General features: G+C 70.7%; 18 protein-coding genes. 14 read left to right on the top strand and 4 right to left on the bottom strand.

The annotated features are described in order from the left end of the window. Positions 1-222 precede the first annotated feature (222 nt). From AOK03_RS10210 to AOK03_RS10170, 9 genes are all read left to right on the top strand, one after another. Positions 223-1,050, top strand: coding sequence for a helix-turn-helix domain-containing protein (locus AOK03_RS10210; RefSeq protein WP_055564857.1), 828 nt, complete (start codon positions 223-225; stop codon positions 1,048-1,050). A 46-nt stretch (positions 1,051-1,096) separates the two neighbouring features. Then, the gene (locus AOK03_RS10205; protein WP_208609522.1) at positions 1,097-2,065 is read left to right on the top strand and encodes a DMT family transporter; all 969 of its coding nucleotides are present in this window, start codon (positions 1,097-1,099) and stop codon (positions 2,063-2,065) included. A 149-nt stretch (positions 2,066-2,214) separates the two neighbouring features. Continuing rightward, complete coding sequence (locus AOK03_RS10200) at positions 2,215-3,414, top strand: ROK family transcriptional regulator (protein WP_055564856.1); 1,200 nt, start codon at positions 2,215-2,217, stop codon at positions 3,412-3,414. Positions 3,415-3,536: 122 nt separating this feature from the next. Beyond that, the gene (locus AOK03_RS10195) at positions 3,537-4,631 is read left to right on the top strand and encodes a substrate-binding domain-containing protein (protein WP_055564855.1); all 1,095 of its coding nucleotides are present in this window, start codon (positions 3,537-3,539) and stop codon (positions 4,629-4,631) included. Positions 4,632-4,824: 193 nt separating this feature from the next. Next, on the top strand, positions 4,825-5,625 hold the full coding sequence (locus AOK03_RS10190) for an ATP-binding cassette domain-containing protein (RefSeq protein ID WP_079074604.1): 801 nt from the start codon (positions 4,825-4,827) through the stop codon (positions 5,623-5,625). Then, the gene (locus tag AOK03_RS10185) at positions 5,622-6,923 is read left to right on the top strand and encodes a sugar ABC transporter permease (RefSeq protein WP_055564853.1); all 1,302 of its coding nucleotides are present in this window, start codon (positions 5,622-5,624) and stop codon (positions 6,921-6,923) included. The genes AOK03_RS10190 and AOK03_RS10185 overlap by 4 nt, the downstream gene beginning before the upstream one ends. A gap of 226 nt (positions 6,924-7,149) precedes the next feature. Continuing rightward, positions 7,150-9,081: a 1-deoxy-D-xylulose-5-phosphate synthase gene (dxs, locus tag AOK03_RS10180; RefSeq protein WP_055564852.1), complete on the top strand. Its 1,932-nt coding sequence runs from the start codon at positions 7,150-7,152 to the stop codon at positions 9,079-9,081. 115 nt (positions 9,082-9,196) lie between these two features. Next, the gene (locus AOK03_RS10175; protein ID WP_055564851.1) at positions 9,197-10,723 is read left to right on the top strand and encodes an amino acid permease; all 1,527 of its coding nucleotides are present in this window, start codon (positions 9,197-9,199) and stop codon (positions 10,721-10,723) included. 84 nt (positions 10,724-10,807) lie between these two features. Continuing rightward, positions 10,808-12,310: an ArnT family glycosyltransferase gene (locus AOK03_RS10170; RefSeq protein WP_079074603.1), complete on the top strand. Its 1,503-nt coding sequence runs from the start codon at positions 10,808-10,810 to the stop codon at positions 12,308-12,310. A 44-nt stretch (positions 12,311-12,354) separates the two neighbouring features. Here the strand turns inward: AOK03_RS10170 and AOK03_RS10165 are convergent, their stop codons facing one another. Further along, positions 12,355-13,356, bottom strand: a complete 1,002-nt coding sequence (locus AOK03_RS10165) for a hypothetical protein (RefSeq protein WP_244177548.1) — start codon at positions 13,354-13,356, stop codon at positions 12,355-12,357. Between the two features lie 189 nt (positions 13,357-13,545). On the opposite strand from AOK03_RS10165, the gene AOK03_RS10160 reads away from it, so the two are divergent. From AOK03_RS10160 to AOK03_RS10145, 4 genes are read left to right on the top strand one after another with little or no spacing between them, the layout of a single operon-like run. Then, positions 13,546-15,789, top strand: a complete 2,244-nt coding sequence (locus AOK03_RS10160; RefSeq protein WP_055564850.1) for a cache domain-containing protein — start codon at positions 13,546-13,548, stop codon at positions 15,787-15,789. 6 nt (positions 15,790-15,795) lie between these two features. Then, positions 15,796-17,307, top strand: coding sequence for a poly-gamma-glutamate synthase PgsB (gene pgsB, locus AOK03_RS10155; RefSeq protein WP_055564849.1), 1,512 nt, complete (start codon positions 15,796-15,798; stop codon positions 17,305-17,307). Next, on the top strand, positions 17,304-17,786 hold the full coding sequence (locus tag AOK03_RS10150) for a poly-gamma-glutamate biosynthesis protein PgsC/CapC (RefSeq protein WP_055564848.1): 483 nt from the start codon (positions 17,304-17,306) through the stop codon (positions 17,784-17,786). The genes pgsB and AOK03_RS10150 overlap by 4 nt, the downstream gene beginning before the upstream one ends. A 15-nt stretch (positions 17,787-17,801) precedes the next feature. Further along, complete coding sequence (locus AOK03_RS10145) at positions 17,802-18,872, top strand: C40 family peptidase (RefSeq protein WP_055564847.1); 1,071 nt, start codon at positions 17,802-17,804, stop codon at positions 18,870-18,872. Positions 18,873-18,891: 19 nt separating this feature from the next. Here the strand turns inward: AOK03_RS10145 and AOK03_RS10140 are convergent, their stop codons facing one another. Further along, positions 18,892-19,257: a PIN domain-containing protein gene (locus tag AOK03_RS10140; RefSeq protein WP_055564846.1), complete on the bottom strand. Its 366-nt coding sequence runs from the start codon at positions 19,255-19,257 to the stop codon at positions 18,892-18,894. A gap of 67 nt (positions 19,258-19,324) precedes the next feature. Here AOK03_RS10140 and AOK03_RS10135 point away from each other — a divergent pair, with 67 nt between their 5' ends. Then, on the top strand, positions 19,325-20,413 hold the full coding sequence (locus tag AOK03_RS10135) for a hypothetical protein (RefSeq protein WP_107097969.1): 1,089 nt from the start codon (positions 19,325-19,327) through the stop codon (positions 20,411-20,413). Between the two features lie 73 nt (positions 20,414-20,486). Here AOK03_RS10135 and AOK03_RS10130 read toward each other — a convergent pair whose 3' ends face one another. After that, positions 20,487-22,619 (bottom strand): 3-hydroxyacyl-CoA dehydrogenase NAD-binding domain-containing protein, encoded by a 2,133-nt coding sequence (locus AOK03_RS10130; protein WP_055564844.1) that lies wholly within the window; start codon positions 22,617-22,619, stop codon positions 20,487-20,489. Further along, the gene (locus AOK03_RS10125; RefSeq protein ID WP_055564843.1) at positions 22,616-23,842 is read right to left on the bottom strand and encodes a thiolase family protein; all 1,227 of its coding nucleotides are present in this window, start codon (positions 23,840-23,842) and stop codon (positions 22,616-22,618) included. The genes AOK03_RS10130 and AOK03_RS10125 overlap by 4 nt, the downstream gene beginning before the upstream one ends. Positions 23,843-24,050: the final 208 nt, after the last annotated feature.

The following is a 24,050-nucleotide window of genomic DNA, read 5'->3' as shown; positions in this document are numbered from 1 at the left end:
ATATCTGCCGCTCGTCGGCACAACCGGCAAATATTTGCCGGTTGTTGGACGGGGCCCGTTGCCGCACCCGTGCGTCGACGAACCCCCAGGCACAGGTGCCGGAGATCACACTGAGTGCTCCTTGGGTGACGGTAGTATGCGGGCTGAGCCGCGATGATCTTGTGCTGGCGGGCCGGTTTCCTTTTCGTGCCCATGTATGACGCAACTGAGAGGTAATTCCAGGTGGTGCACCACACCGCGAGGCTCCCGGACCTGTTGCGTGCCTGGCGGGCCACCGCCGGAAAGAAATTGCAGCGCGGCAAGCCGCTGCCCCAGAAAGAAGTTGCCGAGCGCATGGAAGTGAGCGAGCGCTGGTACCGCAATCTGGAGAGCGATGCCCGTGTACCTCTCACGCCCGACGCGCTGACGCGGCTCTCCGCAGCCCTGGCGCTCGGTCCCGACGAGCGCCTGGCCCTGTACGGAAACGTGCACGCGCACGCCGACCCGGCCGTTCCGGACCCCCACGACGACGGCGAGCCCCGGTGCGCGCTCGCCGAACTGCTCGCCACCCAGGAGCAGTTCCCCGCCTACCTCGTCGACCGGTCCTGGGACATCCTCGACCACACGGGGACCATGGCCACCTGGTTCCCGTGGGTCCTCGAACCCGGCGCCAATCTCCTGCGCTGGGTCCTCACCTCCGCCGAGGCGCGCGAGCAGCTCACCGACTGGCCCGCGCACGCCGCCGTCTACCTGGCCCAGCTGCGCTTCGCCCTGGTGACGAGCCGGGGCGAGGGCCCGCTGGCCGCGCTCCTCGACGAAGTGCTCGACGACCACGAGTGCCGGAGCCTGTGGGGCCAGGACCTCAACGTCATCGCCTACCGGCAGGGGCACCGCTTCAGGCTGCGCCTCCCGCACGTCTCGGCGGAAGAGATCACCGTCACCTCACAGGTACTGCTTCCCGCGTACCGTCAGGAACTCCGTTACGTACTGCTGCTGCCGACGAACGCGTCGGCACGGCAGGCCGGAACCCGAATACAGCCCCAATCCCAACCTCAGGCCCAAGCCCTGTGATGTCCAGGAGGATTCGATCGTGAGCCGGCAGGTGGGAACAACAGTGGTGGACGGCGACGCCGGGCAGACGAACAAGATCGGTGGCCGCGTGCTCGCGGCGGCCTCCGTCACGGTGGTGCTCTGGGCGTCGTCGTTCATCTCGATCCGCAGCTCGGGCGAGCACTTCGGGCCGGGCGCGCTCGCCTTCGGCCGACTGGCGGTGGCGTCCCTCGTGCTGGGCGTCATCCTGCTGGTCAGGCGCGGCGGGATACCGCCCCGCGAGGCGTGGCTCGGCATCGTCACCTCGGGAGCCCTGTGGTTCGGCGCGTACATGGTCGCGCTGAACTGGGGCGAGCGGGAAGTGGACGCCGGTACGGCCTCCATGATCGTCAACGTCGGGCCGATCCTGATGGCGCTCCTCGGCGGCTGGCTGCTCAAGGAGGGCTTTCCGCCCAAGCTGATGGCCGGCATGGCGGTGTCGTTCGCCGGCGCCGTGGTCGTCGGGTTCGCCACCTCCGGCGGGGGCGGCTCCTCGCTCCTCGGCGTGCTGCTGTGCCTGGTCGCCGCCGTGGTGTACGCGGTCGGCGTGGTGCTGCAGAAGCCGACGCTCAAGCACGCCACACCTCTTCAGGTGACGACGTTCGGTGCGCTCACCGGAGCGGTGGCGTGTTCGCCGTTCGCCGGACAGTTCGTGTCGGAGGCGGGCCGGGCCCCGGCGTCGGCGACGGCACAGGTGGTGTACCTCGGTGTGTTTCCGACGGCCCTCGCGTTCAGTACTTGGGCCTACGCCATCTCCCGCAGCACCGCCGGGAAGATGGGTTCGACCACGTACGCGGTGCCGGTGATCGTCATCCTCATGTCGTGGCTGTTCCTCGGTGAGGTTCCCGGCTGGCTCGCGCTCCTCGGCGGTCTGCTCTGCCTGTCCGGCGTCGCGGTGTCACGCATGCGGGGGAAGGTGCGGGAGCAGGCGCCTGTGGACCCCGTGGCGGGGCCCGTCGGCACGGAGGCCGAGGCGGCCGCGGAGTCCACTCGGTAGAGGTCCCAGTTTCCGTCAACGACTTGACTGCGGCAGCTCCTTCAGCGGAGTTTGGAGTTCACAACTTGTACATGGCCCGGTACCCGTTTCAGAGACCGGTGTCACGGGGGGCCACGGGCCGCCCGAATGAGGGCAAAGGGTGAGAGTCAATGGAGACTCCGGGGTCGCAGTCGTCTCTGCACCGGGCCAATCTCGAGCGGGTCGTACGCGCCGTGCGCCTCGCCGGGTCGCTCACGCAGGCGGAGATCGCGAGGACGACGGGCCTGTCGGCCGCGACGGTCTCCAACATCGTCCGGGAGCTCAAGGACGGCGGGACGGTCGAGGTCACGCCCACCTCGGCGGGCGGCAGGCGGGCCCGCAGCGTCTCCCTGAGCGGTGACGCGGGCATCGTCATCGGCGTCGACTTCGGCCATACGCACCTGCGCGTGGCGGTCGGCAACCTCGCCCACCAGGTGCTCGCCGAGGAGTCCGAGCCGCTGGACGTCGACGCGTCCGCCGCGCAGGGCTTCGACCGGGCCGAGCAGCTCGTCAGCAGGCTCATCGAGGCCACCGGAGTGGACCGTACGAAGATCGCCGGAGTCGGGCTCGGCGTGCCGGGCCCCATCGACGTGGAGTCCGGCACGCTCGGCTCCACCTCGATCCTGCCCGGCTGGACCGGGACCAAGCCCGCCGAGGAGCTGGGCGGCCGCCTCGGGGTGCCCGTGCACGTCGACAACGACGCCAACCTCGGCGCGCTCGGCGAGCTGGTCTGGGGCAGCGGCCGGGGCGTCAAGGACCTCGCGTACATCAAGGTGGCCAGCGGTGTCGGCGCGGGCCTGGTGATCAGCGGGCGGATCTACCGCGGGCCCGGCGGCACCGCGGGGGAGATCGGGCACATCACGCTCGACGAGTCCGGCCCGGTCTGCCGCTGCGGCAACCGCGGCTGCCTGGAGACCTTCACCGCCGCTCGTTACGTCCTGCCGCTGCTCACCTCCAGTCACGGCACCGACCTGACCATGGAGCGCGTGGTCGGCCTCGCGCGCGAGGGGGACCCGGGGTGCCGGCGCGTGATCGCCGACGTCGGGCGGCACATCGGCAGCGGCGTCGCGAATCTCTGCAACCTCCTCAACCCCTCCCGTGTCGTGCTCGGCGGTGACCTCGCGGAGGCCGGGGAGCTGGTGCTCGGGCCGATCAGGGAGTCGGTCGGGCGGTATGCGATCCCGAGCGCCGCGCGTCAACTGTCCGTGCTGCCGGGGGCACTTGGCGGACGCGCCGAAGTGCTCGGCGCGCTGGCCCTCGCACTGAGCGAGATGGGTGATTCGACCCTTTTGGACGGAACGATGGCTGCGAGCGCACCTGCCTTCACTTAGATAACGCATGGCACCGTTGTCATCTCGTTAAGGATTTACTCCTTGACGCTGGTGTGGCGGCCGAGTTGACTTCGAGCCACCTCGGCCGCAACGACGCGGCCTCGTCAGGGAGGCACCCCACCATGAACGCAATGACGCGTCGCGTCGTCATAGGCACGGCCGCGGTTTCGATGGCACTCGCCATGACCGCATGCGGTAAGGCAGGCGACGACGACGACAAGGGCAGCGGCGACAACAAGACCATCGGTCTGCTGCTCCCCGAGAACAAGACCACGCGTTACGAGACCTTCGACCGTCCTTTCATGGAGGACAAGATCGAAGAGCTCTGCTCGGACTGCAAGGTCAAGTACAACAACGCGGCCCAGGACATCGAGACCCAGAAGAAGCAGTTCGACGCCCTCGTCACCCAGGGCGTCAAGGTCATCATCCTGGACGCGGTGGACTACAAGTCGACCAAGTCCTGGGTCAAGCAGGCCGACAAGCAGGGCGTGAAGGTCGTCGCGTACGACCGCCTCGCCGAGGGCCCGCTCGCCGCCTACGTCAGTTACGACAACGAGAAGATCGGTCGCCTTCAGGGCGGCGCGATGGTCAAGGCGCTCGGCTCGGACGCCAAGGACGCCAATGTCGTCATGATCAACGGCTCTCCGACCGACCCGAACGCCCCCTTCTTCAAGAAGGGCGCCCACTCGGTGCTCGACAAGAAGGTCAAGAAGATCGCGTACGAGCAGGACATCCCGGACTGGTCGCCGGACGAGGCGAACCGCAAGATGGCCTCCGCGATCGACAAGCTCGGCAAGGACGGCATCCAGGGCGTCTACGCCGCCAACGACGGCATGGCGGGCGGCGTGATCACCGCCCTCAAGCAGCGCGGCATCAAGGTTCCGGTCGGCGGCCAGGACGCCGAGCTCGCGGGCGTCCAGCGCATGCTGAGCGGCGACCAGGACTACACGATCTACAAGCAGATCAAGCCGGAGGCCGAGACCACCGCCGAGATCGCCGTCCGCCTGCTGCAGGGCAAGGACATCGACGCGATCACCGACCGCAAGGTCGACTCGCTGAGCGGTGACTTCAAGGGCATCCCGGCCAAGCTCTACGACGCGCAGGCGATCACCAAGGACGAGGTCGCGGACACGATCGTCAAGGACAAGGTCTACAAGGTCAGCGAGATCTGCACCGCCCAGTACAAGAAGGCGTGCGACGCCGCGGGTATCAAGTAGCTCCCGCTTGCGGTAAATCCGTCTCTACGGGACGCGGCCCATGGACGTGTGAGAGCGCTCCCCGGCCCCCGTGCGGGACGGCTTCCAGTACCGGCCCGGTGCCCGCCCCGTCACACCGCCCCGCAAACGGGGGGCGGGCACCGGACCTGCCCTTGCTGCACCACCATTCCCCGCCGGTCAGGCGGCGAAGGAGATGATTCACGTGTCCGCTACGCCCGTGCTGGCGTTGCGCGGGGTCTCCAAGCGGTTCGGCGCCGTCCAGGCGCTCACGGACGTAGACCTCGAGATCCACACCGGTGAGGTGGTCGCCCTGGTCGGCGACAACGGCGCCGGCAAGTCCACTCTCGTCAAGACGATCTCGGGCGTTCACCCGATCGACGACGGGACCATCGAGTGGGAGGGCAAGGGGGTCCGCATCGGACGCCCGCACGACGCCCAGAACCTCGGCGTGGCCACCGTCTACCAGGACCTCGCGCTCTGCGACAACCTCGACGTCGTGGCCAACCTGTTCCTCGGCAGCGAGCTGAAGACGGCCTCCGTCCTCGACGAGATCAAGATGGAGAAGCGGGCCAAGCAGCTCCTGGACACCCTCTCCATCCGCATCCCCAGCGTCCGCATCCCGGTCGCGGCGCTCTCCGGCGGTCAGCGCCAGGTCGTCGCCATCGCCCGTGCGCTGGTCGGCGACCCCAAGGTCGTCATCCTCGACGAGCCGACCGCGGCCCTCGGCGTCGAGCAGACCGCCCAGGTCCTCGACCTGGTCGAGCGGCTGCGCGAGCGCGGTCACGGAGTCATCCTCATCAGCCACAACATGGCCGATGTGAAGGCCGTCGCCGACCGCGTCGCGGTGCTGCGGCTCGGCCGCAACAACGGCACCTTCACCGTCGCCGACACCACCAACGAAGAGATCATCGCCGCCATCACCGGCGCCACGGACAACGCCGTGACCCGCCGCAAGGCGCGCACGGCCACGGCGACGAAGGAGGACGCAAAGTGAGCGACCTCGCCAAGACCCCCAAGGCCCCGTCCGACGCGCCGCCCGAGGCCCAGCCCTCGGCCGCACCGGTCGCCGCGGTCGACCCCCGCCTGCTCGTCCGCGAGGAGGGCCTGGCCGGCTACTGGACCGAGTTCAAGCGCAAGATGCGCGGCGGTGAGCTCGGCTCGCTGCCCGTCGTCGTCGGCCTGATCGCCATCGCGATCATCTTCCAGCTGAAGAACGAGCACTTCCTGGACGCGAGCAGCCTCGCGAACATCGCCGTCTTCACCTCCGGCCTCGGCATCATGGCCGTCGGCATCGTCTTCGTCCTGCTGCTCGGCGAGATCGACCTCTCGGTCGGCTCGGTGGCGGGCATGGGCGCGGCCGTGTGGGCCGTGCTGAGCGTCACGCACGAGCTGAACGACTGGCTTTCGGTCCTCATCGCCATCCTGTCCGGCCTGGTCATCGGCTGCCTCCACGGCTTCTTTTTCGCCAAGATCGGCGTGCCCGCCTTCGTGGTCACCCTGGCGGGCTTCCTCGGCTGGAGCGGTCTGCAGATCTGGCTGATGGGCGGCGAGGGCAGCATCAACACGCCCGAGGGCAGCGTCGTCGAGGACCTGACCGGGCACTTCTTCGCGGAGAAGGGCGCGGCCTACGGCCTCGCGGCCGTCGCGATCATCGCGTACGCGGGCTCCCTGCTGCTCGACAGCAAGCGCCGCAAGGCCGCCGACCTCCCGTCGCGGCCGGTCAGCGAGATCGTCCTGCGCACGGTCGTGGTGGCCGTCCTGGCGGGCGGCGCGGCGTACGAGCTGAACGAGCCGCAGGGTGCCCGCGGCCTCCCGCTGGCCCTGGTGCTCTTCCTCGCCGTCCTGGTGATCGCGGACTTCGTGGCCCGGCGCACCACCTTCGGCCGTCAGGTCTTCGCGGTCGGCGGCAACGCGGAAGCCGCGCGGCGCGCGGGCATCAACGTCGACCGGGTCCGGATCATCGTCTTCGGCATCTCCGGCATGCTCGCCGCCTTCGGCGGCCTCTTCATCGCCAGCCTCTCCGGCGGCGCCACGAAGAGCCTGGGCGGCGGCAACACCCTGATGATGGTCATCGCGGCGGCGGTCATCGGCGGCACGAGCCTCTTCGGCGGCCGCGGCAAGGTGTGGTCCGCGCTGCTTGGCATGCTGGTGATCCAGTCGATCCAGCAGGGCCTGAACATGCTCGGCATGGCGAGCGAGATCCAGTTCATGATCACCGGAGCGGTTCTGCTCGCGGCGGTGGTGATCGACTCCGTCTCGCGCCGCACGCAGAAGTCCGCGGGTCGCGCGTAGCGTCCCCCTGAGCCGCGTTCACCGGCTGCCGGTCCGTCGTGGCTGGTCGCGTCCGCGCGGTGGAGCCGCACATGTCACAGCCCCGCGCCCCTTTCAGGGGCGCGGGGATCTTCGTTTGGCCGGAGAAAACGCCTCCCGGACGCGTGCCTCAGCCGTGGAACATTAGACTCGACAGACCCGGCAACGCTCGAACAGCACATCTCAGCTCTACTGCAAGGAGGCACGGGTGCCGCTGCTGACCCGCATCACGGGACCGCGCGATCTGGACCGTCTCAGCCCGGAGGAGCTGAACCAGCTGGCCGGAGAGATCCGCAGCTTCCTCGTCGACGCTGTCGCCAAGACCGGCGGCCACCTCGGGCCGAACCTCGGCGTGGTCGAGCTCACCATCGCCCTGCACCGCGTCTTCGAGTCCCCGCAGGACAAGGTTCTCTTCGACACCGGTCACCAGAGCTACGTGCACAAGCTGCTCACCGGCCGCCAGGACTTCACCAGGCTCCGCAGCAAGGGCGGCCTCTCCGGCTACCCCTCGCGCGCCGAGTCCGACCACGACGTGATCGAGAACAGCCACGCCTCCACCGTCCTCGGCTGGGCCGACGGCCTGGCCAAGGCCAACGAGGTCCGCGGCAAGGACGACCACGTGGTCGCCGTCATCGGTGACGGCGCGCTCACCGGCGGCATGGCCTGGGAGGCGCTGAACAACATCGCGGCCGCCAAGGACCGCCCGCTGGTCATCGTCGTCAACGACAACGAGCGTTCGTACGCCCCGACGATCGGTGGCCTGGCCAACCATCTGGCGACGCTGCGGACCACCGACGGCTACGAGCGCTTCCTGGCCCGTGGGAAGGACTTCCTGGAGCGCACGCCCGTCGTGGGCAGGCCGCTCTACGAGACCCTGCACGGCGCCAAGAAGGGCCTGAAGGACTTCATCGCCCCGCAGGGCATGTTCGAGGACCTCGGCCTGAAGTACGTCGGCCCGATCGACGGCCACGACATCGAGGCCCTGGAGTCCGCCCTGCAGCGCGCCAAGCGCTTCGGCGGCCCGGTCATCGTGCACTGCCTCACCGAGAAGGGCCGCGGCTACCAGCCCGCCGAGGAGGACGAGGCCGACCACTTCCACGGCATCGGCCCCATCCACCCGGACACGGGCCTGCCCATCGCCGCCTCCGGCATGGACTGGACCTCCGTCTTCGGCGAGGAGATGGTCAAGCTCGGCCGGGAGCGCGAGGACATCGTCGCGATCACCGCGGCCATGCTGCAGCCGGTCGGCCTGAAGAAGTTCGCCGACGCGTTCCCCGACCGGGTCTACGACGTCGGCATCGCCGAGCAGCACGCGGCCGTCTCCGCCGCGGGCCTGGCCGCCGGCGGCCTGCACCCCGTCTTCGCGGTGTACGCGACCTTCCTCAACCGCGCCTTCGACCAGCTCCTGATGGACGTGGCCCTGCACAAGTGCGGCGTCACCTTCGTCCTGGACCGGGCCGGAGTCACCGGCACGGACGGCGCCTCGCACAACGGCATGTGGGACATGTCGATCCTGCAGTGCGTGCCGACGCTGCGGATCGCCGCGCCGCGCGACGCCGACCAGGTCCGCCTCCAGCTGCGCGAGGCCGTCGAGGTCGACGACGCCCCGACCGTCGTGCGCTACTCCAAGGGCGCGGTCGGCCCTGCGGTCAAGGCCGTCGGCAAGGTCGGCGGCATGGACGTGCTGCGGAACGCGGGCACGAAGAAGCCGGACGTCCTGCTCGTCTCCGTCGGCGCGCTCGCGCCGATGTGCCTGGAGATCGCCGACCTGCTGAACAAGCAGGGCATCACCACGACCGTGATCGACCCGCGCTGGGTCAAGCCGGTCGACGAGGCCATGGCGCCGCTCGCCGAGCAGCACCGCGTCGTCGTCACCGTCGAGGACAACTCCCGCTCGGGCGGTGTCGGCTCCTCGATCGCGCAGGCCCTGCGCGACGCGGGCGTCGATGTGCCGCTGCGCGACTTCGGCATCCCGCCGCGCTTCCTCGACCACGCCTCCCGCAAGGAGATCATGGCCGAGATCGGCCTGACCGCCCCGGACATCTCCCGGCAGGTGACGGGCCTGGTCGCCAAGCTCGACGGCCGGTACGAGCGGACCACCGCCGCCGCGGTGGACTCGGTGGAGCCCGCCCGCGACTGACGTCAACGCGCACCGCCGACGGGCCGGTTCCGCACACCCTGTACGGGTGGTGGAACCGGCCCATTCGCGTGAATGGGCCCGTCCCGGGGCTTACGGGGTACCCGGCCTCTCGATCATGTCGGGGACGACAAGCGTGGGAGGTACGCCCGTGAGCAGCACCCTCTTCAGGACGAAGAGCGTCGAGCAGTCCATCAAGGACACCGAGGAACCGGAGCACGCGCTCAAGAAGTCGCTGTCGGCCCTCGACCTCACGGTCTTCGGCGTCGGCGTCATCATCGGCACCGGCATCTTCGTGCTGACCGGAAAGATCGCCAAGGAGACGGCGGGGCCCTCGGTCGCCCTCGCCTTCGTCGTCGCCGGGCTCGTCTGCGCCCTCGCGGCGCTCTGTTACGCCGAGTTCGCCTCGACGGTGCCGGTCGCCGGATCCGCGTACACCTTCTCGTACGCCTCACTCGGCGAATTCCCGGCCTGGATCATCGGCTGGGACCTGATCCTGGAGCTGGCACTCGGCTGCGCGGTGGTCGCGGTCGGCTGGTCGGGCTATCTGCGCTCGCTCCTGGACACCGCGGGGATGCACCTGCCGCAGGCGCTGAGCGGCACGCACGAGGGCCAGTTCGGCTTCGACCTGCTGGCCAGCGTCCTCGTGCTCGTCCTCACCGGCATCCTGGTCGCCGGGATGAAGCTCTCCTCGCGGGTCACCAACGTCATCGTCGCCGTCAAGGTCACCGTGGTGCTGCTGGTCATCATCGTCGGCGCCTTCCTCGTCACGGGCGCCAACTACGACCCGTTCATCCCGCCGACCGAGCACGTCGAGGGCGGAGGCGGCATGACCGCGCCGCTGGTCCAGCTGCTCTTCGGGTTCACGCCCTCGAACTTCGGCGTGATGGGCATCTTCACCGCGGCGGCCGTCGTTTTCTTCGCGTTCATCGGCTTCGACATCGTCGCGACCGCCGCCGAGGAGACCCGCAACCCGCAGCGCGACGTGCCCCGCGGCATCCTGGGCTCGCTGCTCATCTGCACGCTCCTGTACGTCGCGGTCTCCGTCGTCGTCACCGGCATGCAGAAGTACACCGAGCTCTCCACGGACGCGCCGCTCGCGGACGCCTTCAAGGCCGTCGGGCATCCGTTCTGGTCGGGCGTGATCAGCTTCGGGGCGGCCGTCGGACTCACCTCCGTCTGCATGATCCTGCTGCTCGGCCAGACCCGCGTGTTCTTCGCGATGAGCCGCGACGGACTGCTGCCGCAGACGTTCTCCAAGGTCCACCCGCAGTTCGGCACCCCGTACCGCTCGACGATCCTGCTCGGGGTGATCGTGGCGGTCGTCGCGGGCTTCACCTCCATCGACGAGCTCGCCGAACTGGTCAACATCGGCACGCTGTTCGCCTTCGTCGTGGTCGCCCTCGGCGTCGTCCTGCTCCGCAGGCAGCGCCCCGACCTGCCGCGCGCCTTCCGCACCCCGCTGGTGCCGCTCGTGCCGATCCTGTCGGTCCTCGCGTCGTTCTGGCTGATGCTGAACCTGCCGGCGGAGACCTGGGTGCGGTTCGGCGTCTGGATGGTGCTCGGCGTCGTCATCTACTTCGTGTACGGACGCTCGCACAGCCGTCTGCATCAGCGCGACCCGCACGCCGACGACGCACGGTAGTCACCCGCTCTTCGGCGAGCCTTCTCCTCCGGCCCCGTATGTCCCGATCCGGTAGGGACTGCGGGGCCGGATAGCGTGCACCGTATGCTCGCGCCGACCTCAGCGTCACTACGCTCCGTACGCAACCTCCGGGTGCCGGGTCCGCGCGGGGAGCACGTCGGCGACGGGGGCGTCCGGGGCCCCTACTGGGTCCGGCTGCTCCCGCTGCTCGCCGCCCTGGCCTGCGTGACCCGGCTGCCCTCCCTGCGGTGGCCGCTGTGGAACCCCGACGAGGGGTATCTCGCCGTCCAGGCGCAGATGCTGGCGCACGGCGGCGAGCTCTACACCACGGTCGTCGACCGCAAGCCGCCGCTCGTCCCCTGGCTGTACGCGGGCACCTTCGCGCTCTTCGGCGACGGCTCGCTCCTGCCGCTGAAGGTGCTCGCGGTGGCCGCGCAGCTCCTGACTGCGGTGCTCCTCGTCTCGCTGGCCCGGCGCCGCTGGGGGGACGGGGCGGGCCGCACGGCCGGTGTGCTGTACCTCCTGATCTCCATCGGCCTCAATCCGGAGGACGCCCAGGCCGCCGCCTTCGAGGTCTTCATGCTGCCGTGCACGGCCGCCGCCATGTGGTGCGCCGACCGTCGCCGATGGGGAGCGGCGGGCACCGCGGTGGCCTGCGCGTTCCTCGCCAAGCAGACCGGGGGAGCGGTGCTGCTCCCGGTCGCCTGGCTGCTGTGGCGGGACGGGGCGGCCCGGCGGGACGCGGGGCGCCTGGCGGCCGGTCTCGGCGGGCCCGTCCTTGCCGCGGCCCTGCTGACGACGCCCGCCGGTTTCGTGTTTTGGACGGTGACGGGATCGGGGGCGTACGCCTCCTTCACCGGCTCCGAACTGCACGTCCTCGGGCGGGGGTTGATGAACGCGGCCGTCCTCGCCGCGGCCTGCGCGGGCATCGTCGGGCCGGTCTCACGCGTCCTGCGCATCGCCCGCACCGGGGCCGCGGAGCTGTGGCTCTGGCTCGCCTCCTCGGTGGCCGCGGTGCTGCTCGGATTCCACTTCTTCGGCCACTACTACCTGCAACTCATGCCGCCGCTCGCCCTGCTGGGCGCGGCGGCCCTGCAGATCCTGCCGCGCGAGCGGACGGTGCGGGCGGTCGTCGTCTCCGGGTGCGCGTGCGCAGTGTTCCTGGCGTGGGGACTGCTCGCGCCGCGTCCCGAGCTGGCCCACGCCGCGCGCCTCGCCGAGACCGTCAGGGCCCGCACCGCCCCGGACGACCGGGTGCTGTTCTGGGGGATGCACCCGGAGGCGTACTGGCTGGCCGACCGCGCCCCCGCGAGCCGCTTCCTCACGGCCGGGCTGCTCACCAACTACAGCGGGGGCAGGAACGGCCCCCAGGTGGGGGAGAAGTACGCGGTCGACGGCGCCTGGCCGGTCTTCCGCGAGGAGCTGCGCCGCCACCCGCCCGCCCTCGTCGTCGACGACTCCCGGGGCAAGCCGTTCGCACCGGAACGGGTGCCGTCACTGCGGCGGATCCTCGCGGTCGGGTACGAGCCGGTGGCGCGGACGGAAGGGGCGGTGGTGTACGCACGGGTGCCACAGGCGGTGCCCTGAGGGGCCCGCGCGCGGTGCCCCGAGGGGCGGCCTCGGCGGGTGCCTCAGGACCGCTGCCACGTGCGCGTGACGGTCGCCAGTGCCCCCACGACCGACTTGACGTCGCCGCGGCGCTCGCGGAGCCGGGGTCCGAACTCGATGTGCAGGAAGGGCACGTCGTGCGCCGCGGCGGAGCGCCCCTGGGTGTTGTCGCGGCCTTCGAGCGGGCAGGGCCTCGCCCAGGCACGGCACACGTCGTAGTCCCGTTTCCGCAGTGCGTCGGCGAGCGCGCGGCCCTCGGTGACGGCCTCCCTGCCCCGGCCCGTGGAGGCGACGACGTCGTGTTCGGGGGCCGCGTCGTCGGTCATGCCGTGCAGCTGCAGGCCGGGCAGACCGCGGCGGACGAGCTCGTCGCAGACCGCGTGGAACACGGTGTCCTTGCGGTGCGCGACATCGGCCGCGTCCCCGCGCCCCGCGTCGCGGTGCGCCCCCGCGAGCACGAGGACGCCGCCGGGGGAGCGGCGCATCAGCTCCGCGCCGAGCCGTTCGGTGTTCCGGTCGGCCACCGGGTGCGGCACCTGTACGGACCAGCGGACCGGGGCGTCGAGGTCGATGTAGACGCGGCCCCAGCCGCGCGGGGCCGTGCCGTCCTCGGAGCGGTCGGCGATCTCCGCGTACCGGCGCCCCGCGGCCCGGTCGGTGACCGTGCGCACCGTGAGGTCCACGTCGGACAGCCGTCGCTCCGCCCGGGAGCGCCGGCCGTCGAGGAGCAGTCCGACGCCCTCGGCGACGGTGCGCCGGTCGGCGCGCGAGGGGCGGCGGTACCCGCTGTCCGCGTGGAAACCGGCGGTGTACGCGCCGACGAGCTCCGTGAGGTTCCCGTGGTCCCGGGACCCGGGACCGTCACCGGCATCGTCCCCCGAGGAGCCCCCACCGCACTGGACGAGGGCGAGGACGGCGGCGCTGACCAGGGCGAACGTCGTGAGTCGCCGCCTTCCGGGGCGCGGTGCCCGTCTGCGGCACCGAGGATTAAACGCCCCGTAGACGCGATCTGGCTCACATTTCACTTACTCCGCACATCCCTCTCCGAGGCTCGTGTGTCAGACCTTTCCGGAGTGCATCACTGTGCGCTCTGATCCCCCCGCTCGATCTTCCGTTCCACCCCAGTTTTATCCCCCCGCGTCACTCCATGAGAGGAGCCCCCCTTGGCCGCTTCGCGTCAGAAGCGGCGGCCCAAGGTCCGCCGAAGGACCGACATGTCTCTGCTGGGCGGCATACGTCCCCCCATCGCCGTCCTGTCGGTCCTGCTCCTCGCACTCGCGGGCATCACCGCCCTCACCCTCGGAAGGGCCGGTCAGGAAGCCGTCCCCAAAGCGGTCAAGACGTCCCAGCAGCACTTCGCCGAGGACGGCGCCATCGCCCTGCGCGCCTCCATCGACGAATCCGTCACCGACCTGACCCGCAGCGCCGAACTCTTCAGCGCGGGCGACCCGGTCCCCGCGGACGCCGTCCTCGACAAGATCGGCAGCGTCTACCAGAAGTGGATGGGCACCGCCGTCGTCGAGATCGCCTCGGGCAAGCTCCTCGCCGCCCGCGGGGAGAACCTCCCGCTCACCGCCATCGACCGCGGCGGGCTCGCGGAGAAGGACGGCCTCGCCCCGCGCATGGTGCGCATGGAGAACGGCGAGACCCGGCTGCTCTCCTTCGCCCTGCTCACCTGGAAGGGACAGCCCCAGCAGCTCCTCGTCGCCTCCAGCAGCCTGCGCTTCCCCGGCATCAGCCTCGGCAAGGTCCGCGCCATCGCCGTCGTCGACGAGGGCGGCGACGTCCTGAGCACCGACGGCATCCCCGGACCCGAACAGGTCGACTCCGACCGCGAGCGCGCCGAGATCAAGCAGGCCGACGGACAGCTCAAGTCGTTCGCCGCCACCGCAGCCAAGAAGTCCCGCACCCACCCGATCATGGCCAAGGAGCCGGGCTCGGGCGGCTTCGCCGGCGTCAGCGGCAGCCTCACCGGCGAGCGCTACCTCGGCCAGCGCGCCGTCGCCGGATACGCGAACCTCGCGGGATCCGAGCCGGGCGAGTCCACCGCGGCCACCCGGCTCGGCCTCAGCGTCGTCGCGATGGTCCCGGTCACCGAGGACCCGACGGCGAAGAGCGACTCCGCCTTCGGCCTGTTCGCGGCGGGCGCCCTGCTGCTCATCGGCGGGCTCACCGTCTACCTGCTCGTGCGGACCGTGCAGCGCCCGCTGATCCGGCTCTTCCTGGAGGGCCGCCGCCTGACCCGCGGCGACCTCGGCAGACCGGTCTCCGTGCCGCGCCACGGCGAGGCCGCCCGCATCGGCGCCGCCCTCGAACGCCTGCGCCGCCAGCTCACCGGCGAACCCGCGGCGCCCCAGGAGCGCCGTGCCCGCCGCGGCGGCCTCGGCTCGCGCACGCTCATCGCCGTCTGCGCGGTCCTGCTGCTCGCCTGGTCCGCGCCGCTCCTGCTGCTGCTCAACCGCGCCGGCGACTCCGTCGACGTACCGCAGCAGATGGTCAGCGACCAGCGCGAGCGCACCAACACCCTCACCGACCGGGTCCGCCGTGCCCTCAACGAAGGCCACGCCGACCTCACCTCGGTCGCCTCCCTCATCGGCGACCGCACCGAGGCCTCGGACATGACGAAGGTCCTCGAAAGCACCCTCAACCAGCACACCCGCTACAAGTCCCTGTACGTCCTCGACGCCGACGGAAAGGTCCTCGCCAGGGCGGGCGGCGACCCCCGCAGCCCGTCCGGCAAGGGCCCCTCCTCGCAGCTGATCCACGTCATCGACGAGGGCAGCAAGGAACCGGTCATCATCGGCACCGCCGAGATGCAGGGACGGCAGGGCGCGGCCGTGGTGGGCGAGTTCCGCATCGAGTTCCTCAACTCGCTGCTCAAGCGCCCCGGCCTCGGCGAGGTCCGCGTCGTCGACAGCAAGCACCGGGTGATCGGCGCCAACACCGGCTACCTGGAGTTCGAGGACCTGCCCGGCGGCCGTCTCGAAGAGCTCGCCGAGAAGAGCGCCGAGAAGACGGGACCGGACCAGAGCGTGACGCCCAGGGGGATCCTCTACCGCGACAGCGGCGACCTGAGGATCGCGGCGGCCGCCCCGTTCGACGGCGGCGGCGCGGCCCGTGCGCTCGGCTGGACCGTCGTCAGCTGGCAGCCCGTCTCCGGCCTCGCCATCCCCGAGTACACCTACCAGAACCGCACGGTCCTGGCCGGGATGCTCGGCATCACCGCGGCCGCCGCCTGCCTGGGCTGGCTGCACATCGTCGTCGTACGACCGCTGCGGCACCTCGCGGACCAGGCGGAGGCGCTCGCCGACGGCGACCGCCGCACCGTCCTCTACCCGCGCCACCACGACGAGGTCGGCGCCGTCACCCGCAGCCTCGAACTCATCAGGCAACAGCTGCCGACGGGCACGCAGCGCAAGCGGGACGGCGCCACGGCCGGGCTCGCCGGAAGGAACTGAACCGACGTGCTCTTCCTCTACACCGTTCTCGTGGTGTGCTGCGCCATCCTGCTGGCAGCCGGAGTCGTCGAACAGCGGCGGCACTTCGCCAACCTGGAGCACATCCCCAGCCGCGTCCTCGTCAACGGCATCCGCGGCAAGTCCTCCATCACCCGCCTGTGCGCGGGCGCGCTGCGCGGCGGCGGACTCAACACGGTCGCCAAGACCACCGGCACCGCGGCCCGCTTCATCCACCCCGACGCCACCGAGGAGCCCGTCTACCGCAAGTTCGGGATCGCCAACGTCGTCGAGCAGATCGGCATCGTGCGGCGCGCCGCCGCCTACGACCCGGACGCGCTGGTCATCGAGTGCATGGCGGTCATGCCCGCACTCCAGGAGATCAACCAGTCCAAGCTGATCCGCTCCACGATCGGCGTGCTCTGCAACGTCCGTGAGGACCACCTCGCCGAGATGGGCCCGACCCTCGACGACGTGGCGCGCTCGCTCTCCCGCTCCATGCCGGAGGGCGGCATCTGCGTCACGGCGGAGAAGGACCGCTTCGACATCCTCAAGGAGGAGGCCGACGCGCGGAACTGCGAGCTGATCTACGCCGACCCCGAGACGGTGACCGACGAGGAGCTGCGCGGCTTCAGCTGGTTCACCTTCAAGGAGAACGTGTCGATCGCGCTGAAGGTCGCCGAGCTCCTCGGAGTCGGCCGGGAGGTCGCCCTGCAGGGCATGTACGACGCCCCGCCGGACCCCGGCGTCCTCTCCGTCGAGCGGTACGCCACCGAGGACGGCAAGAAGCTCCGCTTCGCCAACGTCTTCGCGGCCAACGACCCCGAGTCGACGCTGATGAACATCAACCAGCTGCTCGACCTCGGCGCCATCCACCGCCCGCTCAACGTCGTCATCAACTGCCGCCCCGACCGCGTCGAGCGCAACGGCCAGATGGGCGAGATCATCCCCGACCTGCAGCCGGAGAAGGTCTTCGTCATCGGCCACCCCGCGAAGTCCGCCATCGACGCCATCCCGGCCGACTGGCGCTCGCGCGCCGTCGACCTCGGCGGCGACCGGCGCGACCCCGAGGAGTTCATGGGCCAGATGCTCGCGCAGCTCGGCCCCGACTCCTCGCTCGTCGCCATCGGCAACATCCACGGCCAGGGCGAGCTGCTCCTGGAGCACCTCGCCGAACTGCCCGCCGACGAGAGCGAGGAGCCCGCGCAGGCGGCCGCGGCGCCCGCGGGCGACCCGGTCGAGACGATGCAGCTGTACGTGCCCCGCATCGACCCCTACCAGCACTATCCGCAGGCGTACGAGACGCGCTACACGGAGCCGCTCCCGGTGCCCCAGGACGCCTACGGCACCCACGGGATGTACGACGCGTACGTCCCGCAGCAGGCCCAGGAGCCGTACGCGCCGCAGGAACCGCAGCCCCAGCCCCCCAGAACCCGCGGCCTGTTCGAGCCGCGGGTGCCGCCCGTACCGCACGCCGCAGACGACCCCCAGCAGTGGCACAGTCCAGGAGAGCCCCGTTGATTCCCTCCGTCCTCACCCCCGAGATCGCCGCGGTCGGCATCGCGCTCGGGCTGCTGTTCTCCCTGGTCTGCTATCTGACGACCAACCTTTCGCCGGGCGGAATGATCACGCCGGGCTGGCTCGCGCTGACCCTCGTCGAGGACCTGCAGCGCGCCGCCATGGTCGTGGGCGTCACCGTCCTCACCTACGTCTGCACGCTCCTCATGCAGCGGTTCGTGATCCTCTACGGAAAGCGCCTGTTCGCCGCGGTCGTCCTCACCGGCGTGGTGCTCCAGGCCACCGTGATGATCGTGCTCTCGCTCGAGTTCCCGCTGATGTACAGCAACCAGACCCTCGGCTTCATCGTCCCGGGCCTGATCGCCTACCAGCTGGTGCGCCAGCCCAAGGGCCCCACCCTGCTCGCCACGGGCTCGGTGACGCTCATGGCCTACGTCGTCCTCACCGCCGGGATCCTCCTCGGCTTCATGCCGTCCGCCTGATTCCAGGAGCCACTCATGCCGCCCAAGAAGAAACGTCCCGCCCTGCACGCGGTGACCGTGCTCGCCCTGCTCGCGGGCAGCACCTATCTGACCGTGGAACTGCGCAAGGACGAGGAGGCGAGGACGCCCAAGGTGCAGGCCGTCACCGACGTCCCGGGGCTGCACAACAGCACCGGGCAGGAGGGCGGCAAGCAGAAGTGGGAGCGCCTGAAGCACCCCGACCGCTCCGTCCTGCGCACCGAGGGCGGCAAGGTCCTCGCCACCTTCACGGACGGCGCCCGCACCGCGACGCTGACCGGTCCGGGCCGCACCTTCACCGAGCCCACCCACACCAAGTCCCGGGTCGTCACCAACGACTGGGTGCGGCTGATGCCGGAGACCTGGCGCGAGGGCGCGGAGAAGGAGAAGTGGTTCAAGGACTGGTACAAGGAGTTCTCCGGCAGCGAGCAGGACGACATCTTCGCGATGGCGTTCCAGTACGTGGAGGGCGCCCCGGTCAAGAAGGACGACGAGGGCATCTCGTACGCGGGCGACGCCAACTTCGGCCCGCTGAACCCGAACGGCAGCTCGGGCAACGACCTGCGCCTGGAGGAGTCCGACTTCTTCGACTACCTCGGCATCCCGTACACGTTCCGCGACGGCACCACCATCCAGCCGGAGACGCTGCGGGCCCGCTCCATGGACTGCTCCGGATTCATCCGCACGGTCTTCGGCTACCGTGCCCGCTATCCGCTGATGGCCTCCGACAAGGCCGGTGACGGCCTGCCCCGCACCGCCAACGGCATGGCGCGCGGCAAGGTCGGCACCGACGTCATCAAGCTCAAGGGCGTCAGCGCGGCCGACCGCCCCAAGTCGATCGACGTCGTCCAGCCGGGCGACCTGGTCTTCTTCAAGCTGGACAACCGGACCAAGGACCGCCTGGACCACGTCGGCATCTTCCTCGGCCACGACGCCGACGGCCACAAGATCTTCATCTCCAGCCGCGAGGAGGTCAACGGCCCGACGATCGGCGACAAGGGCGGCACGTCGCGCCTCGACGGGAACGGCTACTACGCGTCCACGCTGCGCAGCGCGAAGCGGCTCTGAGGCACGTCCGCGGCGGGGGTCAGGGGCGCACGGTACGGGGGCCGGCGCACTCGGCCCCCGTCTCGCCCACCCGGCGGCGCAGTTCACGGTCGGCCGTGACGACCAGACAGGGCCGCCCCGCCGCCCCGGCGGCCACTTCCACGATCCGGTCGTCGCCGCTGCCGGACGCGCTCTCCACGCGTACGCCGGGCACGGACTCCACACCGCGCGCGGCGCCCTCGACCACGAGGACGACCTCCAGCGGCCCCGGATGGCCGGGCAGGCCGTCCGTCGCGTACGGGACGAGCGAGTCCCGCAGCCGCTCGGCGGCCCCGCGGCGGTCGCGCCACCATCCGTCGGGCACGGACCCGACGACGTTCGCGGCATCGACGACGAGAGTTCTCATGCGGCAAACGTAAACTAATGGGCAGAACACTGTGCGTCCGTGAATGTGGAAGGGTTGGCGCCGAGTCATGCCGTCGAGGTCCACCAGCACCGGTGCCCCCGAGACCGCCCGCTGGCTGCTGCGCGGCCGTGACGGTCGGCTCACCGCCTACGCCCGCGCCGAGGGAGGCCTCCTGCGCTGGACGGAGGCCAGGCCGGGCGGACCCGACTGGGTGGGCCCCGAATTCTTCGAGGCGCCCGACCTGACCTATCTCACCCTCGCCCAGGGCGCCGACGGATACGTGCACTTCCTGGGCCGCAGGGAGCGCCCGGGCGCCGCGGGGGAGCCGGGTGAGCCCGGCAAGCCGGTCGTCGACATCGTGCACTCGATCCAGTACCAGTCGGGCCGGCCGCTCATGGACTGGCGCTCGCTCGGCAACCCGCACACCAAGCTCGTCGAGCGCGCCCCGCACCTCGGGGCGCCCGCCGCCGCGGTGGACGCCGCGGGCACCGTCCACGTCTTCGTGCGGGACGCGGTGGGCAGCGTCCGGATGCGCCGCGAGGGCAAGGGCGGCAAGTGGGAGGGGTGGAAGGACTTCAAGGTCCGCGACACCCTGGACGGCACGGTCGCGGTCGCCACGTCGACCGGCCGGATCGAGGTCCTCGCCCCCGCGGGCAAGGCCACGCTGCGCTGGGCCCAGGAGAAGCAGGGCGGCGAACTGCAGCGCACCGACGACGTCCCGCTCGCCCCGGCCCCCGGCTCGGGCACGGCCCTGGAGACCGGCCCCGACCGCCTCACGTACTACGCGGCCGACGCACTCGGCGACGGCGTCCTCGCCCACCACCCGGCGAGCGGCGGCCCGGCGCTGCCCCTCGGCGGCAGTCCCGGCCCCGGACCCACGGCGGCCGTCCGGACGACAGTCGACGGTCACGACTGCACGGTCCTCGCGCACCGCACGAGCACGGGCCGACCCGCGCTCGCCGCGTTCCCCACGGAGGACGAGGGGGCGGGCCTGTGGTGGGCCGAGACCGGCGAACCGTGCCTGGGCTCCCCGTCGTTGGCGCTCGACGCGAACGGCCGGGTGGTCATGGCGGCCGTCGGCCTCGACGGAACGTTGCGCCTCGCGCGGCAGAAGGCCGAGGCGGGCCTTGCGCTGGAGGCGTGGATCCGGGTCTGATCCGGCTCCGAGCAGCACGAAAGCGGGCCGTACGGGACAACTCCCGTACGGCCCGCCTGCGCTGCTCCGCGTGTTACGCCGGGACGCTCGCCACGCCCTGCGCCAGGAACCGCTTCCCGTTCACCCGCTCGCTGACGCCCTCACGGTCCAGGTACGGCGTGATGCCGCCCAGGTGGAAGGGCCAGCCCGCGCCGGTGATCAGGCAGAGGTCGATGTCCTGGGCCTCGGCGACGACGCCCTCGTCGAGCATGAGCCCGATCTCCTGCGCCACGGCGTCCAGGACGCGGTCGCGGACCTGCTCCTCGGTCAGGACGGAGTCGCCCTGCTTGAGGAGGGCGGCGACCTCCGGGTCGAGCTCCGGCTTCCCGCTGTCGTACACGTAGAAGCCGCGCTTGCCCGCCTTGACGACGGCCGCGAGGTTCGGGGACACCGTGAAGCGCTCCGGGAAGGCGCGGCTCAGGGTCTCCGAGACGTGCAGACCGATGGCCGGGCCGACCAGTTCGAGCAGCACCAGCGGCGACATCGGCAGGCCGAGCGGCTCGACGCCCTTCTCGGCGACGGCGACCGGGGTGCCCTCGTCGATGACGTTCTGGATCTCGCCCATGAAGCGGGTGAGGATGCGGTTCACGACGAACGCCGGGGCGTCCTTGACCAGAACAGCGGTCTTCTTCAGCTTCTTGGCGACACCGAAGGCCGTGGCCAGCGAGGCGTCGTCGGTCCGCTCGCCCCGCACGATCTCCAGGAGCGGCAGGATCGCGACCGGGTTGAAGAAGTGGAAGCCGACGACCCGCTCGGGGTGCTTCAGCTTCGACGCCATCTCGGACACCGACAGCGAGGAGGTGTTGGTGGCGAGGATCGCGTGCGCCGGGGCGACCGCCTCGACCTCGGCGAACACCTGCTGCTTGACGCCGATCTCCTCGAAGACGGCCTCGATGATGAAGTCGGCGTCGGAGAAGCCCTCGGCCTTGTCCAGGACACCGGAGACCAGACCCTTGAGGCGGTTCGCCTTGTCCTGGTTGACGCGGCCCTTGAGGAGGAGCTTGTCGATCTCCTCGTGGACGTAGCCGACGCCCTTGTCCACGCGCTCCTGGTCGATGTCGGTCAGGACGACCGGCACCTCCAGGCGGCGCAGGAAGAGCAGCGCGAGCTGCGAGGCCATCAGACCGGCGCCGACGACGCCGACCTTGGTGACCGGACGCGCCAGGTTCTTGTCGGGCGCACCGGCGGGCCGCTTCCCGCGCTTCTGCACGAGGTTGAACGAGTAGATGCCCGCGCGCAGTTCACCGCCCATGATCAGGTCGGCGAGCGCGACGTCCTCGGCGTCGAAGCCCTGCTGCAGGTCGCCGTCCTTGGCGGCCGCGATGATCTCCAGGGCGCGGTAGGCGGCCGGAGCGGCGCCGTGCACCTTGGAGTCGGCGATGGCACGGCCGCGCGCGACGGCGGCGTCCCAGCCCTCGCCGCGGTCGATCTCGGGACGGACGACCTCGGTCGAGCCGTTGAGGACCGACGCGGTCCAGATCAGCGACTGCTCAAGGAAGTCAGCGCCCTCGAAGATGGCGTCGGCGATGCCGAGCTCGAAGACCTGCTTGCCCTTGAGCTGGCGGTTCTGGTTCAGCGAGTTCTCGATGATGACCGAGACGGCCTTGTCGGCGCCGATCAGGTTCGGGAGCAGCGCGCAGCCGCCCCAGCCCGGGACCAGGCCGAGGAAGACCTCGGGGAGCGAGAACGCGGGCAGCGCCTTGGAGACGGTGCGGTAGGAGCAGTGCAGACCGACCTCGACGCCACCGCCCATCGCGGCGCCGTTGTAGTACGCGAAGGTCGGCACGGCGAGCCCGGAGAGCCGCTTGAAGACCTCGTGGCCGCCCTTGCCGATGGCGAGCGCGTCCTCGTGGTGCTTCAGCAGCTCGACGCCCTTGAGGTCGGCGCCGACGGCGAAGATGAACGGCTTGCCGGTGATGCCGACGCCGACGATCGTGCCCTCGGCCGCCTCCTTCTCGACCTGGTCGATCGCGGCGTTCAGGTTCGCCAGCGAGCCCGGGCCGAAGGTGGTCGGCTTGGTGTGGTCGAAGCCGTTGTCGAGGGTGATGAGCGCGAAGCGGCCCGCACCCTGCGGCAGGTCGAGGTGGCGTACGTGCGCCTGCGTGACGACCTCGTCCGGGAACAGCTCGGCCGCACCCTTCAGAAGCTCAGTGGTCGTGGTGCTCACTTGTCGCCTCCGGCGTCCTTGTGGTTCGGGTTCTCCCAGATGACCGTCGCGCCCATGCCGAAGCCGACGCACATGGTCGTGAGGCCGTAGCGGACCTCCGGCTGCTCCTCGAACTGCCGCGCCAGCTGCGTCATCAGGCGTACGCCGGAGGAGGCGAGCGGGTGGCCGTACGCGATGGCGCCGCCGTACTGGTTGACGCGGGCGTCGTCGTCGGCGATGCCGTAGTGCTCCAGGAAGGCGAGCACCTGCACGGCGAAGGCCTCGTTGATCTCGAAGAGACCGATGTCGGAGATGGACAGGCCCGCCTGGGCGAGTGCCTTCTCCGTGGCCGGGATCGGGCCGTAGCCCATGACCTCGGGCTCGACACCCGCGAAGGAGTACGAGACCAGCCGCATCTTGACCGGCAGGCCGTTCTCCCGCGCGAACTCCTCGGAGGCGATGAGGGAGGCGGTGGCGCCGTCGTTGAGACCGGCGGCGTTGCCGGCGGTGACGCGTCCGTGCGTACGGAACGGCGTCTTCAGCCCGGCGAGGCTCTCCAGGGTGGTCCCCGGGCGCATCGGCTCGTCGGCGGTGGCGAGACCCCAGCCGGTCTCACCGGCCTCCTCGTTGGTCCGTCGTACGGAGATCGGCACGAGGTCGGCCTGGATCTTGCCGTCGGCGTACGCCTTGGCGGCCTTCTCCTGCGAGCGCACGGCGTACTCGTCGGCGCGCCGCTTGGTGATCGTGGGGTACCGGTCGTGCAGGTTCTCGGCGGTCATGCCCATGAACAGGGCGGACTCGTCGACGAGCTTCTCGCTCACGAACCGCGGGTTGGGGTCGACGCCCTCACCCATGGGGTGGCGGCCCATGTGCTCGACGCCGCCGGCGATGGCGATGTCGTACGCACCGAAGGCGACGCTGCCCGCGACGGACGTCACGGCGGTCAGGGCGCCGGCGCACATGCGGTCGATGGAGTAGCCCGGCACGGACTGCGGCAGCCCGGCGAGGATGCCTGCGGTGCGGCCGATCGTCAGACCCTGGTCGCCGATCTGCGTGGTCGCGGCGATGGCGACCTCGTCGATCTTGGCGGGGTCGAGGTCCGGGTTGCGGCGCAGCAGCTCCCGGATGGCCTTCACGACGAGGTCATCGGCACGGGTCTCGTGGTAGATGCCCTTCGGGCCCGCCTTGCCGAACGGGGTGCGGACGCCGTCCACGAAGACGACGTCCCTGACGGTACGAGGCACGATGGCTCTCCTCCAGGGTGCGGTGCGCCTGGCGGCGCGCTTCCGACTCCACCCTACTTGCCGGTAACTACGCGGCCAAGGCCCGTCGGGTCCCGCCTCTGCGAGGCGAACGTCACACTCTCCGCCCACGCACCCGGCGCGTGCCCGCACGCCGAAATCCCTCGGTCCCCACCACTCCCCGGCACCCGACTCCCACCCACCCGTTCAC

Source organism: Streptomyces atriruber, assembly GCF_001418325.1.
GTDB lineage: Bacteria > Actinomycetota > Actinomycetes > Streptomycetales > Streptomycetaceae > Streptomyces > Streptomyces atriruber.
The sequence above is the reverse complement of the archived record's forward strand: the minus strand, read 5'-3'. Positions and strand labels throughout refer to the sequence as shown.

What these genes read in the sequence shown, in the direction of transcription:
- AOK03_RS10200 (WP_055564856.1), top strand. Translation starts at nt 2,215, where the DNA reads ATGGAGACTCCGGGGTCGCAGTCGTCTCTGCACCGGGCCAATCTCGAG.
- AOK03_RS10195 (WP_055564855.1), top strand. Translation starts at nt 3,537, where the DNA reads ATGAACGCAATGACGCGTCGCGTCGTCATAGGCACGGCCGCGGTTTCG.
- AOK03_RS10190 (WP_079074604.1), top strand. Translation starts at nt 4,825, where the DNA reads ATGATTCACGTGTCCGCTACGCCCGTGCTGGCGTTGCGCGGGGTCTCC.
- AOK03_RS10175 (WP_055564851.1), top strand. Translation starts at nt 9,197, where the DNA reads ATGTCGGGGACGACAAGCGTGGGAGGTACGCCCGTGAGCAGCACCCTC.
- AOK03_RS10170 (WP_079074603.1), top strand. Translation starts at nt 10,808, where the DNA reads ATGCTCGCGCCGACCTCAGCGTCACTACGCTCCGTACGCAACCTCCGG.
- AOK03_RS10160 (WP_055564850.1), top strand. Translation starts at nt 13,546, where the DNA reads ATGTCTCTGCTGGGCGGCATACGTCCCCCCATCGCCGTCCTGTCGGTC.
- AOK03_RS10145 (WP_055564847.1), top strand. Translation starts at nt 17,802, where the DNA reads ATGCCGCCCAAGAAGAAACGTCCCGCCCTGCACGCGGTGACCGTGCTC.
- AOK03_RS10140 (WP_055564846.1), bottom strand. Translation starts at nt 19,257, where the DNA reads ATGAGAACTCTCGTCGTCGATGCCGCGAACGTCGTCGGGTCCGTGCCC.
- AOK03_RS10135 (WP_107097969.1), top strand. Translation starts at nt 19,325, where the DNA reads ATGCCGTCGAGGTCCACCAGCACCGGTGCCCCCGAGACCGCCCGCTGG.